This window comes from Rhizobium sp. YTUHZ044 (assembly GCF_051123975.1).
Taxonomy (GTDB): domain Bacteria; phylum Pseudomonadota; class Alphaproteobacteria; order Rhizobiales; family Rhizobiaceae; genus Rhizobium.
The window spans coordinates 2804806-2820885 of record NZ_CP101426.1 but is presented as its reverse complement, the minus strand read 5'-3'; the positions used below and the strand labels follow the sequence as shown (position 1 = coordinate 2820885).

Here is a 16080-nt window from a genome sequence, read left to right as displayed (position 1 = left end):
CGCTCACTGCTGGGAGAAAGCGGCTGTCAGCGTCAGTATTTTCCGTCGTCCTCGAAGACGCCCGTCCAATCCTTCACGAGGCCGTCGAGCGCGACTTTAGCGCTGCCCTGGTTTGCGACCACATAGTCGTGGAAGCGCTTCTGCGATGCCTGGAGGAGAGAGGCGTAGGCAGGTTCGGCCCAGAAGTCCTTCACGATCGCCATCGAATCGAGGAACGGCTTGGAGTAGGGCTGGCTGGAGGCGAAGCCCGGATCTTCCACGACTGCCCGGAGCGCGGAGTAGCCGCCGAGCTTCCACCATTTCTGCTGGATTTCAGGCTGACCGAACCACTTGATGTAGTCGAGCGCTTCCGTTTGTTTGTCGGAAGCGGCGACGACCGAAATGCCCTGGCCGCCGAGCTGGGCAAACTGCACACCCTTCGGGCCGGCCGGATTGGGGAAGTAGCCAGACTTGTCGCCGCCGACATTGCCATCGGCGTTGATCCCCGGCCAGGTGAAGGTGAAGTTCATCTGCAATGCGACCTGGCCGGATTTATAGGCGTCGACGTCCTGGGTCATGTAGGCGTCGGAATGGCCGGGCGGCGTGCAGCAATCGTAGAGCTTCTTGTATTCTTCAAGCCCGGCGACTGCATCGGGCGAGTTGACGAAACCTTCGAGATCGTAGGGCTTTTTCGGGTTCTGATATTCGAAGCCGTAGCTGTAGAGCGCATTCATGGCGCCCATGGTGATGCCTTCGGAGCCCCGTTCCGTATAGATCGCCGCGCCGTAGACCTTCTTGCCGTCGATTTCGCGCCCCTGAAAGAACTGGGCAATATCGACCAATTCGTCCCAGTTCTTCGGAACGGCGAGATCACGGCCGTATTTCTTCTTGAACTCGGCCTGCAATTCGGGACGTGAGAACCAGTCCTTGCGATAGGTCCAGCCGACCACGTCGCCGAAGGCCGGCATTGCCCAGTAGTTGGGCGAGTTCTTCGGCCATTCGGCATATCCGACGACGGTAGCCGGGATGAAATCGTCCATCTTGATTCCTTCCTTGTCGAAGAAATCGTTGAGCTTGACGTACTGCTTGTTCTCGGCCGCGCCGCCGATCCACTGGCTGTCGCCGATCAGCAGGTCGCAGAGTTTGCCGCCGGAATTCAGTTCGTTGAGCATGCGATCTGCAAAATTCGGCCACGGCACGAATTCGTAGTGCATCTTGTTGCCGCTCTTCGCCTCGAAATCCTTGCTGAGCTCGACGAGCGCATTGGCAGGATCCCATGCCGCCCAGCACAGGGTGAGGTCTGCGGCCTGGGCATGCGAAGCCGTACTGGCAGACGCGACGATATACATCCCGGCAGCGAGTGCCGAGCTCATCAAAAGAGACTTCATAACTGCGATCCTCCCGTTGAACCTCCCGACCTCCATCGCGAGGGTGAATGAAAAGCATTGCGGCAAGGGCGCATATGCTGGAGCGCGCTGTGGCCGCGTTATCGACTGCCCTTTCCGGTCTGGCCCGAAGAGCCCGTTATCTATAACTGAGGTGCGCACCTCAGCGCAAGCAAATTTTGAGGTGCGCACTTCAATTCTTGCAATTTTCATTTTTTTGAGGGAAACGTGAACCGTCCAAATCGCATCAGGAGCCCTTATGCGGCCAACAGCAAAAGACCTTGCGGAAGCCGCCGGCGTCAGCCTCGCGACCGTTGATCGCGTATTGAACGATCGCCCGAACGTGAGCAAAAAAGCGGTTCGCAGCGTTCACGAAGCCATTCAACGGATTGGCTTTATCCGCAACCCGGCGGCTGTGAGCCTGGCGCGCAACAAGAGCTATCGGTTCAGGTTTGTCCTGCCCAAGTCTGGCGATCTTTATCTTCGCGAGCTTTTGCGACGGGTGGAGGAGTTGGGGCAAGCCCTGAAGGGCGATCTTACCGATATCGATTATGTTCAAATCTCCACCGACGACGCGCATGGGGTGGCGAAGTATCTTGCTGGAATAGGTGAGGAAGAACTCGACGGAGTGGCGCTGATGGCGCCGGAATCGCCCCAGGTGCGCGATGCCGTGGCGCGGCTGCTCGAACGAAACATCAAGGTCGTGCAGTTTCTGTCCGGCCAGGAAAAGCTTCCCGCGGCCGATTTCGTCGGCGTGGACAATTTCGCGGCCGGGGCGACCGCCGGAAAGCTGATCGGCACATTTGCCTGCCGGACGCCGGGCAAGGTGATGGTGGTGGCCGAGACGATGCAATCGCTTGACAGCATTCAGCGCCGGCACGGTTTCGACACCATAATTAATGAGCGATTCCCGTTCCTTAGGTCTCTTCCTTCGATAGAGACGCATGCCGATGAGCGGCGCGCGAACGAGATCATCGGGCGCGTGCTCGATAACAACAAGGACATCATTGCCGTTTATGTTCTGAGTTCCGAGGCGCGCATTCCTCTTTCGGCAACCGCTGGGAAAGTCGATCTCGTCAACCTCGCAGTGGTCGTCCACGAGCGTACGCCGTTCAGCGAGGAAGCCTTGCGCGACGACCGCATCGACGCCGTCATCGCACAGGACCCTGGTCATGCGGTGCGAAGCGCAATCCGTATCATGCGGGCTCGCTCGGACGCCCGCGAGCCGCTGGCGGAACAGGAGAGAATAAGGATCGAGGTCCTTCTCAAGGAAAATCTCTGAGGAATGAATCCGCGACCCAGCGCCAGTTGAGGCGCGAACCTCATTGCGCGGCGACATGCTCTAGGCCCGAAGCTCGGAAAGCGCGATCCGCGCGACCGTCAAGGCCGTCTCCGCCTGCTCGATATTGGGGTCGCCAAGGAACCAGGCGGCGGAAAGGCCCGAATAGGCGGCGATCCATTGCAGCAGCCGCTTCGGCTCCAGCCGGGCTTCTGCCGAGACGATGTCGAGCTGGCGGCGGAAACGGGCGGGGTCGGTAATGGTGGGCAATTCCTCGTTGGCGAAGATATTGGCGAAATCGAAACCGCGCTCGCCGCGGAGCCGTTTCGGATCGATCGCCAGCCAGCCGCGCTCCTCGAAATCGAGAATGTTGCCGTGGTGGATGTCGCCATGGAGGACGGAGAGATCGCGCTGATCGGCAAGGAGGACGTTGGCGACCGCCGAGCAATCGGCAAGCGTGCCGCCATATTTGGCGGCGGCCGGCTCGAGTTCGCGGAACCAGCGGGTGAGGGGAATGGGATCGGGGAGCGGTCTTTCGCGCGGAGCATGCAGCCGGGCTGCGGTGCGGCAGAGAATGCGGCTCGCTTCGTCGTCTTCTCCGTTCATCGCCATGGCAAGCAGCGAGCGTTTCCCGGTTGCCCTTTCCAGCAATACGGCGTCGTCTTCGTGGGCATAGACATGCGCAGCGCCGTCGCCGTCCCACCATTGCATCAACAGGGCGCCGTATCGTTCGTCGATATCGGTCGCGACTTTCAACATGGCGGGCCTCTCCTGCCAGAGGACGGGCAGCAGGCGGCTCGAATGGGTGATGATGGGCTCGCCGTCCGATATGAGGGACCAGCGATCGAGATGGGAAGCAAACATGCGTCCCATATAGGGATACTCAACGCAGAAATCCCACCTCTCGATGGGATTTCTTGATGCGTAGAAGAAGTCTCAAGCGACCTTTTCGAGGGTGGGATAGTCGAGGTAGCCCTTGGCGGCGCCACCGTAGAAGGTCGACTGGTCGGGCGTGTTGAGCGGCAGGTTCTTTGCCAGCCGTTCGACGAGATCGGGATTGGCAATGAAGGGCTTGCCGAAAGCGACGAGATCGGCGCGGCCGCTTTCGGCGGCATCGATCGCGAGATCGCGGTCATAGCCGTTGTTGACCATCCAGCTGGCCTTGCCGCCGGCGGTTTCATAGGCCTGGCGCAGCGCCTTGTAATCGAAGGAGGGGTTGTCGCCTTGCTTGTAGTCGCGCTCGCCGCCGGTCTGGCCTTCGATGACGTGGATATAGGCGAGGCCGTATTTCGCCAGCCCTTCGACGACATGGGTGAAGGTCGCCTGCGGATTGGAATCATAGCTTTCGCCCGACGGCGTCACCGGCGAGATGCGGATTGCGGTGCGGCCTGCGCCGACTTCCCTGACGACAGCATTGACGACTTCGAAGGTCAGGCGAGCGCGGTTCTCGATCGAGCCGCCATATTGGTCGGTGCGATCGTTGACGCCATCGCGGATGAACTGATCGAGCAGATAACCATTGGCGCCATGGATCTCGACACCGTCGAAGCCGGCATCGATCGCGGCGCGGGCTGCCTTGCGGTAATCCTCGACGATGCCGGGGATTTCGGAGGTTTCGAGCGCGCGGGGCTCGGAGGTATCGGCAAAGCTGCCGCTTCCGTCGGCGTTGACCAGATAGGTCTTTGCCTTGGCGACGCGATTGGTCGAGGAAACCGGCTTGCCGCCGTCCGGCTGCAGCGTCGTGTGCGAGATGCGGCCGACATGCCACATCTGGACGACGATCCTGCCGCCGGCGGTGTGGACGGCGTCGGTCACGCGCTTCCAGCCGTCGAGCGCTTCCTTGCTGTAGAGACCGGGCACGTCGGCATAACCCTGGCCCTGATGGGTGATCGCGGTCGCTTCGGTGATGATCAGGCCCGCCGTGGCGCGCTGGCGGTAATATTCGACATTGAGGTCGTTGGGGATCGCGCCCGGCGAACGGTTGCGGGTGAGCGGCGCCATGACGATGCGGTTCTTGACGGCGATATCGCCAACCTTGGTGGGTTCGAAAAGCTTGGCCATGATGGTCCTTTCTTTTGCGGGAGGATCACTCTGCGAGGGCAAGCGCAGCTCGGCCCCTGGCGGAGAGATAGGTGAGCGCCGTCGCACCCAGGCCGATCAGGGCCATCAGGGCTGCGGCGAGCGGAACGCGGGTGAGATCGAAGCCGGCATCGATGACCAGGCCGCCCGCCCAGGCGCCGAGCGCATTGCCGGTGTTGAAGGCGCCGATATTGATCGTCGAGACGAGGTTCGGCGCATCCTTGCCGAAACCGACGACGCCGACCTGCAGCGCCGGCACGGCGGCAAAGCTTGCGGTCGCCCAGAGAAAGAGGGTGATTTCAGCCGGGATGAAGAAACGGCTCGTATAGCTGAAGGCGATCGAAGTGACGGCGACGGCGGCGAAGACGCCGGCAAGTGTGACGCCGAGCCGCCAATCGGCAAGCTTGCCGCCGATGAGATTGCCGACAGTCAGCCCGAGGCCGATCAGGAACAGCGTCCAGGTGACGCCCTCAGGCGAAACGCCGGTGACGTCACGCAGGAGCGGCGCGATATAGGTGAAGAGGGCGAACATCGAGGCAGCGAAGAAGACGGTGGAAAGCGCCAGCCAAAGGCCGCCATTCCTGAGTGCCGCAATCTCGCGCAGGATGCTGCCGGTTTGCTGCTTCTTGTCCTTCGGCAGGATGGCGATCAGGCCAAGAATGGTGACGGTGACGACGCCGAACGTGGCGCGCCAGCCATAGGCCTGGCCGATCGCGGTGCCGAGCGGCACGCCGAGGACGTTGGCAAGGGTCAGGCCGGTGAACATCAGCGCGACGGCGCGGGCCTTGCGGTCTTCGGCGACCAAGCCGGCGGCGACGACCGAGCCGATGCCGAAGAAGGCGCCGTGGCAGAGCGCGGTCACGATGCCAGCGATCATCAGCACCCAATAATCGGTCGCCAGAGCGCAAAGCAGGTTGCCGGCGATGAAGAAGGCCATCAGCGCAATCAGGGCGATGCGGCGCTTCAGCTTCGCTGTCGAAATTGCCATGACGGGTGCGCCGATCGCGACCGCGAGCGCATAACCCGTCACCAGCCGTCCGGCTTGCGGGATGGTCACCGAGAGATCGGCGGCGACTTCCGGCAGCAGACCCATGATGACGAATTCGGTCGTGCCTATCGCAAAGGAGCTCAAGGCGAGCACGAGAAGGGCGAGGGGCATTCTAGAGATCCCGTGTCAGCTGCTTGAGGAAAGCAGCGATCGTTTCTTCATTGCGCTTGTAGAAGATCCACTGGCCGACACGTTTCGTGGTGACGAGGCCGGCGCGCTGCAGGGTTCCGAGATGAGCCGAGACGGTGGATTGAGATAGGCCGCAACGCTCGAACTGGCTGGCGCAGACGCCCATTTCAAAGGGATGCTCCTGCGTTGGGAAATGTTCCGCGGGATTCTTCAGCCAGCTCAGAATGTCCATCCGGGTAGGGTGGGCGAGAGCCTTGATGATCTCGTCTTTGTCCATCGTCGCTTACCGAACTATAAATCGTGTTTGAACGATATATTGATCGTGGGATGCCGATATGCAAATCACGGAGACGTGAGGCGGCAGCTTTTGTTGATTGGGCAAATTTTGGGCAAAAAAAGAGGGCCACCGGAAAACCAGGGCCCTTTGAATTGTGAAGGTCAATAACCTCCAGAGGGGAACAGCTAATGCGGTGGAACTGGGAGAGAAACCACGAAATGCATCAGCTGGATTGGATATGGTGCTTCCTTAGGCAGGTTTCAATGCTTTTTTGTGCATGCCTGCTATGCGCCGCACAATTTTTTTGCGGCGCGGCATTTCTCGAAGCGGCAAGGCAAAAAAGAGGGCCGCTGGAAAACCAGGGCCCTTATAATTGTGAAGGTTCAAAAACCTCCAGAGGGGAACAGCTAATGCGGTGGAACTGGGAGGAAAAGCCACCATGTGCATCAGCTATGTGCGATATGGTGGTTTATTGGGCAAACGGCAACCCTCATTTGTGCATGCCAGTCATGCACGCAATGCATAGTATGGAAATCATTCCATAAAACTGGCTCAAAAGTTCCAGTTTCTCGCTTTGCTGACGATGAAATCGCGGAAAGCCTTCAGCTTGGCGGCATTCTTGATCTCGTCGGGATAGCAAAAATAGGTGTCGAAAGACGGCACGTCGGCATTGATCGGCAGCTGAATCAGGCCAGGGTCGCGGCCGACGATATAGTCCGGCAGGCAGGCGACGCCGATTCCGAGCAGGCAGGCGCGCTTGATCGAGGTCTGGCTGTTGATCTGCAGATGCGGGATGCGCTTGTTGTCGGAGGAGCGGCCGGCGACTTCGAGCCAGTTGACGTCCAGCAGGTAGCTCGGCGCCGGCTCGCCGAAGGTGATGATACGGTGATTGTCGAGATCCTCGATCTTCTGTGGTTCGCCATGGCGATTGATATAGGAGGGGGCCGCATAGACGTGCATGTGCACGGTGAAGAGCTTGCGCTGGATGAGGTCGGATTGCTGCGGCTGGCGCAGCCGGATCGCGCAGTCGGCATGGCGCATGTTCACATCCACTTCCTCGTTGTCGAGGATCAGCTGGATCTGAACGTCGGGATAAAGCTGCAGGAATTCCTGGATCTTGTCGGTGAGCCAACCCTGGCCGAGGCCGACCGTCGTTGTGACACGCAGCTTGCCGGACGGTGTCTCGGTCGTCTCGGTGAGCTGCATCTTCACGGTTTCGAGCTTCAGCAGCACGTCATGAGCGGTGCGGTAGAGCAACTCGCCCTGTTCCGTCAGGATCAGGCCGCGCGCGTGGCGGTGAAACAGCTTGGTACCGACATCCTGCTCCAGCGCGCTGACCTGGCGGCTGATGGCGGATTGGGACAGATGCAGTTTGTCCGCCGCATGCGTGAACGAACCCGCCTCGGCAGCTGCGTGAAAGATACGCAGCTTGTCCCAATCCAATGGCATTCCCCCACCCCTCATGCCGGTCTTACTCCGCAGCCACGGCGATAGGCATGTGGCCCGTCAGATATCGCTCGGCTTCGAGCGCTGCCATGCACCCCAAGCCGGCGGCGGTGATTGCCTGGCGGAACGTATCGTCGGTCACGTCGCCGGCGGCATAGACCCCCTCCAGGCTGGTCGCGGTCGAATCCGGCGCGGTCCAGAGGTAGCCATTGTCCTTCAGCTTCAGCTTGCCCTTGAAAAGCTCGGTTGCCGGGGCATGGCCGATGGCGACGAAGACGCCGTCGATCGGCATTTCGGTAATCGCACCGGTTCTGACGTCGCGCAGACGCGCACCAGTCACCGATTGCGGCATCGGCGGCTTGGCCGGGGTACCGGTGATTTCGGCGACCTCGGTGTTCCACAGCACCTTGACGTTTTCCTTGGCGAACAGGCGCTCCTGCAGGATCTTCTCGGCGCGGAAGGAGTCGCGGCGGTGCACCAATGTGACCGACTTCGCGATATTGGAGAGATAGAGCGCTTCTTCGACGGCGCTGTTGCCGCCACCGACCACGATGACGTCCTTGTTGCGATAGAAGAAACCGTCGCAGGTAGCGCAGGCGGAAACGCCGAAGCCCTGGAAATGCTGCTCGCTTTCGATGCCCAGCCACTTCGCCTTGGCGCCGGTGGCGATGATCAGCGTATCAGCGGTCCAGACCTGGCCGCTGTCGGTGCGGGCGACGAAGGGACGCTGGTTCAGGTCGACTTCGGTTACGAGGTCGTTGACGATCTCGGCGCCGACATGTTTTGCCTGCTGCAGCATCTGGTCCATCAGCCAGGGGCCCTGGATCGGATCGGCAAAGCCCGGATAATTCTCGACATCGGTGGTGATCATCAACTGGCCGCCCTGTTCGAGACCGGCGATCAGGACCGGTTTCAGCATGGCGCGCGCGGCATAGACCGCGGCGGTATAGCCGGCGGGTCCGGAACCGATGATGAGCACCTTCGTATGGCGGGCGGGCATGTCATTTCCTTTCGACTGGCAGGAGGGCGGCGGCTAAAAGGCGATTGCGGCCGTTTCGCGGTCCATGCGCCATTTATGAACGTCCAATGCTATTATTCAAGGGCAGCCTTGCATTACCAACAAGGCAAATCACGCTGTTGTGCAAGATTCCGTCATCGGCTTGAAACTTTCTTGCGTATTTCGCCGCTTTATATAGAAGCTCGCCGCTACGAATTAAAGAAAGGCCGCGATGTGGGTCGCACTGAACTCGACGTCATCGACATAAAGATCCTACGGGAGCTGCAGGCCGATGGCCGCATGACAAATGTCGAACTCGCCGATCGCGTCGGCATCTCGGCACCTCCCTGCCTGCGCCGGGTCCGCAAACTCGAGGAAGCCGGGATCATCGAAGGCTATCACGCCATGTTGAACAGCCCGAAGCTCGGCTTCGATCTGGTCGCTTTCTGCATGGTCGGGCTCAAACACCAGTCGGAAGGCAATCTCAAGGCGTTTGCCGCCGCCACCACCGAATGGCCGCTGGTGCGTCAGGCCTGGATGGTCTCGGGCGACAGCGATTTCCTGTTGCATTGCGTGGCGGAGAATCTCACCCATTTCCAGGATTTCGTCATAGAGATTCTGACGGCGAACGAGCATGTCGACACCGTGCGCACCATGCTGACGATCCGGCAGGTAAAGAAGCTCGGATTGGTCGAAGTCTGAAACAACCTAAAGCGCGTCGCGATCTTTCAGATTCGCTCGTTGCGCTTTAGGTTTTGCTTTTACCCATGTCGTTGCCGCAAAACCGCTGCACACTTTTGCGCGACATGGCTATTTGCGCGAGGCGTAGCCGCCCCGGTGGATGCCGTGGCGCTGCAGCTTGTCGTAAAAGGTCTTTCTCGGAATGCCGAGCGCCTCGATGGTGCGGCGCACGTCGCCGTTGTTGCTGGCGAGTGCGTCGCGGATGATTTCCGCCTCGTAGCGCTCCAGCCGCTCGGGCAGCGTGCCGCCGGTCGGCTGCGGGGGAGAGGATGGGTCTGCGCTGCCTTCGAGGCCCAACACCACGCGTTCGGCATAGTGGGAGAGTTCGCGGACGTTGCCTGGCCATGAATGGGTGGCAAGGTGGTGGCGAACCGCCTCCGAAAGCGGCGGCACATCGCGGCGGAAGCGCTCGGCGGCGCGGGCGGTAAAGTGGGAAAACAGCAGCGGAATATCGTCGCGGCGTTCCCTCAGCGGCGGAATCGAAATCGTCACGACATTCAGCCGGTAATAGAGGTCCTCACGAAAATCGCCGCGCACCTCGGGGTCGCCAAGGTCGATCTTGGCGGCCGCGACGACGCGCAGATCGACCGGGCGCACCTCGTTGGTGCCGAGCGGGGTGATCTCGCGCATTTCAAGCACGCGCAGCATCTTGACCTGCGTGGCGACAGGCATGCTTTCGATCTCGTCGAGGAAAAGCGTGCCGCCGCTTGCATGCTCGATGCGGCCCATACGGCGCTTCTGCGCGCCGGTAAAGGCGCCGGCCTCGTGGCCGAACAGTTCGCTTTCGATGACGGTTTCGGGGAGTGCCCCGCAGTTCAGCGCCACGAAATTGCCCTTCCGGCGGTGGCTCCACCGATGCAGGATCTGGGCGACGACTTCCTTGCCGCTGCCGGTTTCGCCGGCGACCAGCACGTCGACATCGGTATCGGCGATGTGGCGCAGAATTTTCCTCAGGTTTTCCATGGCAGGCGTCTGGCCGATCAGTGGCAAAGTCTCCTGCGCGTCTTCGGCGGCCCGGCGCAGCACGCGGTTTTCCAGAACAAGCTGCCGCTTCTCGCCTGCGCGGCGTACGCTGTGCACGAGCCGATCGGCAGCGAAGGGTTTGGCGATGAAATCATAGGCGCCGTCCTGGATAGCCTGAACGGCCATCGGAATATCGCCGTGGCCGGTCATCAATATCACCGGCAGGTCGCCGTCCATGCCCTTCAGCGTGGCGAACAGCTGCAGCCCGTCTATCTCGGGCATGCGGATATCGGTGACGACGGGGCCGGCAAAATCGACCGTTAGTTCCGCCAGGGCGGCTTTCGCGCCGTCGTAGGCCGAGACGGAGAAGCCGGCGAGTTCGAGGGTCTGGGCCGTGGCACGGCGCAGATCCCTGTCGTCGTCGATCAGCGCAACGGGCATCGGTGTGGCCATGATCAGGCCCTCCTCAGATGAATGATGAACCTTGTCCCGCTGCCATCGCTCTCCACCTCCATCCGGCCGCCGTAATCGCCGACGATATCCTTGGAGATAACGAGGCCCAGGCCGAGACCTTTTTCCTTCGAGGTGTTGAAGGGCGTGAACAGGCCCTTGCGGATATCGGGCGAAATGCCGGGGCCGTTGTCGGCGACCGTCAGCGTCACGATCTCCTGGTCATTCGATGTCCTGACCTCGACGCGCGCCTCGTCGGCTTTCGGGGCCACGGCCTCCAGCGCATTCTGAAGCAGGTTGATCAGCACCTGCTCGAGACGGATCCTACTGCCCATGACCTGCAATTCGGCCGGCGGCAGCTCGATGTCGAGCGTATCCATGCGTCCGGCAAATCGGCTACGCAGCAGCATCACCGCGCCCTCGATGACGTCCTTCAGGCCTGTCGGCTCGGCGCTGCCGCGGCCCTTGCGGGCGAAGCTCTTCAGCTCCTCGGTGATCGAGCCGATGCGCTCCGTCAGAGCGGCGATGTTCTGAAGATTTTCACCGGCGGGCGCCGTCTGGCCGCGGTCGAGGAAGGTGCGGGCATTGTCCGCATAGGCGCGGATGGTCGCCACCGGCTGGTTGATCTCGTGGGCGACGCCGGCGGCCACCTGGCCCAGGATTGCCAGCCGGTTGGCCTGCACCAGATCCTGCTGCACGGCCTGCAGCTTCTGCTCGGTGCTGCGGTGACCGGCGATCTCGGCCTGCAGCCGATCCCGCGCCTGGCTGAGATCAAGCGTCCGTTCGGCCACGCGCCGTTCCAGTTCTTCGCGCGCCTGCTGCTCCCTGAAAATTCGAAGGGTGGTCGTCTGGCGGCGGCGCAAGAGGAAGGCTGCGCCCGCCAGCAGCGGCAAAAGCAAGAGCAGCGCCAGCATGCGCGTTTCGCGGACCGCGGCATCGATGGACGGCCCCAATGCAACAAGATGCTGCAGATGCCAGCCGGTCGCAGGGATCGGCATCCCCACATCGAGAAAGCTGGTTTTTCCCGCGCCGCCGGGCGTGACGATCTCGACGACATCAAGCCTGTCGCCTAGGTGACTGATGATATCGAGCGGCAGCGGCTGAAGCGGCGCGTCGCCGAATTGAAGGCTCTCGCGGATCGCCGTCAGCCGATCCTCGGCGATACGGCCGATCGTCATGAACCGCCAGGAGGGAATGCTGGTGATGAGGACAATGCCACGATCGTCGATGACGTAGGACGGGGCGCCCGAGCCATTCCAATCCGTCTCGATATCGTCGAATTCGACCTTGACGACGACGACGCCCAGGAGACCGTCATCGCCTGATATCCGCTCGGAAATATAAAGGCCGGGCTTCTTGCTGACGGTGCCGAGCGCGAAATGCTCTGCCTGCCCTCGAGCGACAGCGCCCTGAAAATACTCGCGGAAACGATAGTCGTTGCCGACGAAGCTCGTCGGTTCGCGCCAGTTGCTGGCTGAAACCGCGATTCCGTTCTTGTCGATGACATAGATGACGGCGGCCTTCGTGCCGGCGGCCAGTGTCTCAAGCTTCCGGTTCAACTGCTCGAAAGTGCCGGCGTCGCGTCCAGCCAGGGCGGCGGCGAGCGCGGCATCTTGCGACAGCACGAAGGGCAGCGCCCGGTATTTTTCGAGGACGGTGCGCAGCAGCGCCACGTTCATCCTCGCATCGTTGCGGGCCTGTTCCTCCAGGGCAGCCTCCGCCCGGCGCCGGCCGATCTCGCCGCTGACCCAGAGGCTTGCGACGATGGCCGAGAGGGCGAGCACTGCATAGGCCCACCACATCCGGCGGATGCGGTGCTGCAAGGGCAAGGCGGGCCAAGGCCTTTGCGAGACTGACAAGGACATGGGGGATTTGTGCATTTTTCCGCACGAGACGCAAATAGATTTGTGTGGCTTTTCGCATCTCCTGAACGTGCCATCGGCCTACAGAAAGATTTTCTGCTGGAAATACAAGGCTCTAGAAAGGTGGCGCGAAACTGGCACGGCGCTTGCGAAAGAGATGGCAACAACGGCTGAGCTGTTGGATTGAAGCGAACGGCTCGGGAGGCCGGAGTTCGTTCCGGACGAGCCTTTAGGAGGAAATCATGATCGCAGCACCACTCGATACAGTCGCAGACAGCAAGGGCAGGAAGCCCTTTTATTCCCATCTCTACGTCCAGGTTCTCGCCGCTATCGCTGCGGGTATCATTCTCGGTCATTTCTATCCCGACCTCGGCACCCAGCTGAAGCCGCTCGGCGATGCCTTCATCAAGCTCGTCAAGATGGTGATCGCGCCGGTCATCTTCCTGACGGTGGCCACCGGCATTGCCGGCATGAGCGACCTGAAGAAGGTCGGCCGCGTCGCTGGCAAGGCGATGCTCTACTTCCTGACCTTCTCGACGCTGGCGCTCGTCATCGGCATGATCGTCGCCAACGTCGTCCAGCCCGGCGCCGGCATGAACATCGATCCGGCATCCCTCGACCCGAAGGCCGTCGCCACCTTTGCCGATAAGGCGCATGAGCAGAGCATCGTCGGCTTCCTGACGAATATCATCCCGTCGACGATCGTCGGCGCCTTTGCCGATGGCGATATTCTGCAGGTGCTGTTCTTCTCGGTGCTCTTCGGCATCGCGCTCGCCATGGTTGGCGAAAAGGGCGAGCAGGTCGTCAATTTCCTCAACGCCCTGACGGCCCCCGTCTTCAAGCTCGTTGCCATCCTGATGAAGGCCGCCCCGATCGGCGCCTTCGGCGCCATGGCCTTCACGATCGGCAAGTACGGCGTCGGATCGATCGCCAACCTCGCCATGCTGATCGGCACCTTCTACCTCACCTCGCTGCTCTTCGTCCTTGTCGTGCTCGGCGCCGTCGCCCGCTATAACGGCTTCTCGATCCTGGCGCTGCTGCGCTACATCAAGGAAGAATTGCTGCTGGTTCTCGGCACCTCGTCTTCCGAAGCCGCACTTCCGGGACTGATGAACAAGATGGAAAAGGCCGGCTGCAAGCGCTCGGTCGTCGGCCTCGTCATCCCCACCGGCTATTCCTTCAACCTCGACGGCACCAATATCTACATGACGCTGGCAGCCCTCTTCATTGCCCAGGCGACCGGCATCAATCTCTCCTGGGGTGACCAGATCCTGCTGCTGCTGGTAGCGATGCTGAGCTCCAAGGGTGCTGCCGGCATCACCGGCGCCGGCTTCATCACCCTTGCCGCGACGCTCTCCGTCGTGCCCTCCGTGCCGGTCGCCGGCATGGCGCTCATCCTCGGCATCGATCGCTTCATGTCGGAGTGCCGGGCGCTGACCAACCTCGTCGGCAATGCGGTCGCGACGATCGTCGTTGCCCGTTGGGAAAACGAGCTGGATACGGCGCAGCTCGCCAGAGCGCTGGGCGGCCAGGCAGAACAGGGCGCTCCGGCTGCCGGACTTCAGCCGGCGGAATAACAGGCCGACCTGTTCGCCATTCTTGGATATTTGCAGCGGCCCGTCATCCGATGGGCCGTTCGCTCGTTGATAACTCTCGTTCTCTAGTCGACGTCATCCTCGGCCTTGTTGTGCCGAAGGATCTGCTGCCCTATCAAACGGAGGCAGTTGCTCGGGAAGCCTGAGCATGACGAAGGAGAAGTTGGCCGGCTTTTTCAGCAGGCAGTTTCCCGTTTCGGCTTTAACCACTGTTGTCGCCGAGAAGGCGATCGTAAACAGCGCCAATCGCTTTTGCTTCCTTCTCCAGCGCGAAATTCGCCCGGACATGACGCAATGCATTCTCGCCATGCACGATCGCCAGCGCCGGATCTGCGATATAGGGGGCGATTGCCCGCGTCAGCGCTTCGCCATCGCCTGCAGCCACGACCGAACCGGTCTCGCCCTCGGCAATGAGTTCGGCATAGGCGCCCGCATCCGATGCCACTACGGCCGTCCGCGAGGCCATGGCTTCGAGCGGCGTCAAGCCGAAACCCTCGTTGCGGGAAGGGGCGACGTAGAGCGTCAGGCGGCGATACCAGACCTTGATATCAGGCACTTCGCCGAGAAACAGGATGCGGTCGGTGAGCCCGGCGGCGGCGACATCGGCCTTGAGCTTTTCGGCGAAGGCGGTGTGCTCGGCCGTCACGCGGCCGGAGACGACGGCTGTCCATTCCGGATGCTGCGGCAAGAGCTCGATCATCGCCTTAACGAATAGATCGGTGCCTTTCTGATGGCGCACGCGGCCGAAGCAGCCGACGAGATAGCGGCCGGGCAGGCCGGTCGCGGTTATGCCGTCGTCGGCGGTTTCCGGTGGGTGAAAGAGAGAAAGGTCGACGCCGTGCTGGATGACAGTGTGAGGCACTTCGAGGAAGGAGCCTGAGCGGTCACTGGTCGCGATCACGGCGTCCATGCGGCGGATCAGCCATTTCGTATAGGCGGTGTGACGGCGTTGCGCCGCCGAAGTGAAGAGCAGCTTCAGCGGCATGCGCAGGACATGGCGAAGCAGGATGCCGACGGCCATCTCATTGTTGCGGCGGGCGTGCCAGACGCGGTGACGTCGCCTGGCCGGCGGACGCCACAGCCCGAAAAGCTGCGCCCATCTCAGTTTGGCCAAGCCCTCCGGCAGGCCGGGGCCGAGCGTCGCTATGCGCATCCCAAGCCAGATCTGGCATGGGATGAGCTGAACGATGGTCGACGTGACGCCGGAGAGCCGGCGCTTGAAGTTGGGCGCGATGATCTCGACGTCACGAATATCCGGCAAGGAATGGGTCTCGTGTCTGACGGGCGATCAGCCCCAGGAAACCTGTAGGATTTCGTAGGCCTTGGAGCCGCCCGGCGCATTGACCTCGATGGAATCGCCGACTTCCTTGCCGATCAGCGCACGGGCGATCGGGGAGGAGATGGAGATGCGGCCGGCCTTGACGTCGGCTTCCTGGTCGCCAACGATCTGGTAGGTCTTTTCTTCCTCGGTGTCCTCGTCAACGAGCTTCACCTTGGCGCCGAACTTGATCTTGTCGCCGGACATTTTCGTGAGGTCGATGACCTCGGCGCGGGCCGTCAGGTCTTCCAGCTCGGTGATGCGGCCCTCATTGTGGCTCTGGGCTTCCTTGGCGGCATGGTATTCGGCATTTTCGGAAAGGTCGCCATGAGCACGGGCTTCGGCGATCGCCTCGATGATTCGGGGGCGCTCCTCCTGCTGACGCCAGCGCAGCTCTTCCTGCAGCTTGACGAAACCACCCTGTGTCATCGGTACCTTATCAACCATTTTTCTGTCCTTCACTCCTTGCGGCCGCCGTCTTGCGTCAGCACAGTCAGGCACACACAAAAGAAAACAGGTCCCGAAGAGGAAC

Annotated in this window: 14 protein-coding genes; 3 read left to right on the top strand and 11 right to left on the bottom strand. The window is 61.4% G+C overall.

The annotated features are described in order from the left end of the window. Positions 1-32 precede the first annotated feature (32 nt). Positions 33-1367 carry an ABC transporter substrate-binding protein gene (locus tag NL154_RS14080; RefSeq protein WP_434732837.1) on the bottom strand — a complete coding sequence of 445 codons (1335 nt, stop codon included), beginning with the start codon at positions 1365-1367 and terminating at the stop codon, positions 33-35. Positions 1368-1623: 256 nt separating this feature from the next. Here NL154_RS14080 and NL154_RS14075 point away from each other — a divergent pair, with 256 nt between their 5' ends. Further along, on the top strand, positions 1624-2646 hold the full coding sequence (locus NL154_RS14075) for a LacI family DNA-binding transcriptional regulator (protein ID WP_434732836.1): 1023 nt from the start codon (positions 1624-1626) through the stop codon (positions 2644-2646). Positions 2647-2706: 60 nt separating this feature from the next. Here NL154_RS14075 and NL154_RS14070 read toward each other — a convergent pair whose 3' ends face one another. The 6 genes from NL154_RS14070 to trxB all read right to left on the bottom strand — a co-directional run bounded on the left by NL154_RS14070 (position 2707) and on the right by trxB (position 8622). Continuing rightward, positions 2707-3507: an aminoglycoside phosphotransferase family protein gene (locus NL154_RS14070; RefSeq protein WP_434734098.1), complete on the bottom strand. Its 801-nt coding sequence runs from the start codon at positions 3505-3507 to the stop codon at positions 2707-2709. A 72-nt stretch (positions 3508-3579) separates the two neighbouring features. Next, positions 3580-4704 carry an alkene reductase gene (locus NL154_RS14065; protein ID WP_221146986.1) on the bottom strand — a complete coding sequence of 375 codons (1125 nt, stop codon included), beginning with the start codon at positions 4702-4704 and terminating at the stop codon, positions 3580-3582. A gap of 25 nt (positions 4705-4729) precedes the next feature. Continuing rightward, positions 4730-5881 (bottom strand): MFS transporter, encoded by a 1152-nt coding sequence (locus NL154_RS14060; protein ID WP_434732835.1) that lies wholly within the window; start codon positions 5879-5881, stop codon positions 4730-4732. Between the two features lies 1 nt (position 5882). Then, positions 5883-6176, bottom strand: coding sequence for an ArsR/SmtB family transcription factor (locus NL154_RS14055; protein ID WP_210630512.1), 294 nt, complete (start codon positions 6174-6176; stop codon positions 5883-5885). A 552-nt stretch (positions 6177-6728) separates the two neighbouring features. Next, the gene (locus NL154_RS14050; RefSeq protein ID WP_085778879.1) at positions 6729-7625 is read right to left on the bottom strand and encodes a LysR family transcriptional regulator VtlR; all 897 of its coding nucleotides are present in this window, start codon (positions 7623-7625) and stop codon (positions 6729-6731) included. 22 nt (positions 7626-7647) lie between these two features. Further along, a complete protein-coding gene (gene trxB, locus NL154_RS14045) occupies positions 7648-8622 on the bottom strand; it encodes a thioredoxin-disulfide reductase (RefSeq protein WP_210630513.1) in 975 nt (324 codons plus the stop codon). Between the two features lie 231 nt (positions 8623-8853). Here trxB and NL154_RS14040 point away from each other — a divergent pair, with 231 nt between their 5' ends. Beyond that, on the top strand, positions 8854-9321 hold the full coding sequence (locus tag NL154_RS14040) for an Lrp/AsnC family transcriptional regulator (protein WP_064695956.1): 468 nt from the start codon (positions 8854-8856) through the stop codon (positions 9319-9321). Positions 9322-9429: 108 nt separating this feature from the next. Here the strand turns inward: NL154_RS14040 and NL154_RS14035 are convergent, their stop codons facing one another. Beyond that, the gene (locus tag NL154_RS14035) at positions 9430-10776 is read right to left on the bottom strand and encodes a sigma-54-dependent transcriptional regulator (RefSeq protein WP_434732834.1); all 1347 of its coding nucleotides are present in this window, start codon (positions 10774-10776) and stop codon (positions 9430-9432) included. Between the two features lie 2 nt (positions 10777-10778). Continuing rightward, on the bottom strand, positions 10779-12653 hold the full coding sequence (locus NL154_RS14030) for a sensor histidine kinase (protein WP_434732833.1): 1875 nt from the start codon (positions 12651-12653) through the stop codon (positions 10779-10781). 224 nt (positions 12654-12877) lie between these two features. On the opposite strand from NL154_RS14030, the gene NL154_RS14025 reads away from it, so the two are divergent. Further along, positions 12878-14212 carry a dicarboxylate/amino acid:cation symporter gene (locus NL154_RS14025; RefSeq protein WP_210630516.1) on the top strand — a complete coding sequence of 445 codons (1335 nt, stop codon included), beginning with the start codon at positions 12878-12880 and terminating at the stop codon, positions 14210-14212. A gap of 220 nt (positions 14213-14432) precedes the next feature. Here the strand turns inward: NL154_RS14025 and NL154_RS14020 are convergent, their stop codons facing one another. Together NL154_RS14020 and greA are read right to left on the bottom strand one after the other, a co-directional pair. After that, on the bottom strand, positions 14433-15491 hold the full coding sequence (locus NL154_RS14020) for a glycosyltransferase family 4 protein (protein WP_210630517.1): 1059 nt from the start codon (positions 15489-15491) through the stop codon (positions 14433-14435). A gap of 27 nt (positions 15492-15518) precedes the next feature. Continuing rightward, entirely contained in the window at positions 15519-15995 is a 477-nt protein-coding gene (gene greA / locus NL154_RS14015; RefSeq protein WP_004672775.1) for a transcription elongation factor GreA, read from the bottom strand. Positions 15996-16080 lie beyond the last annotated feature (85 nt).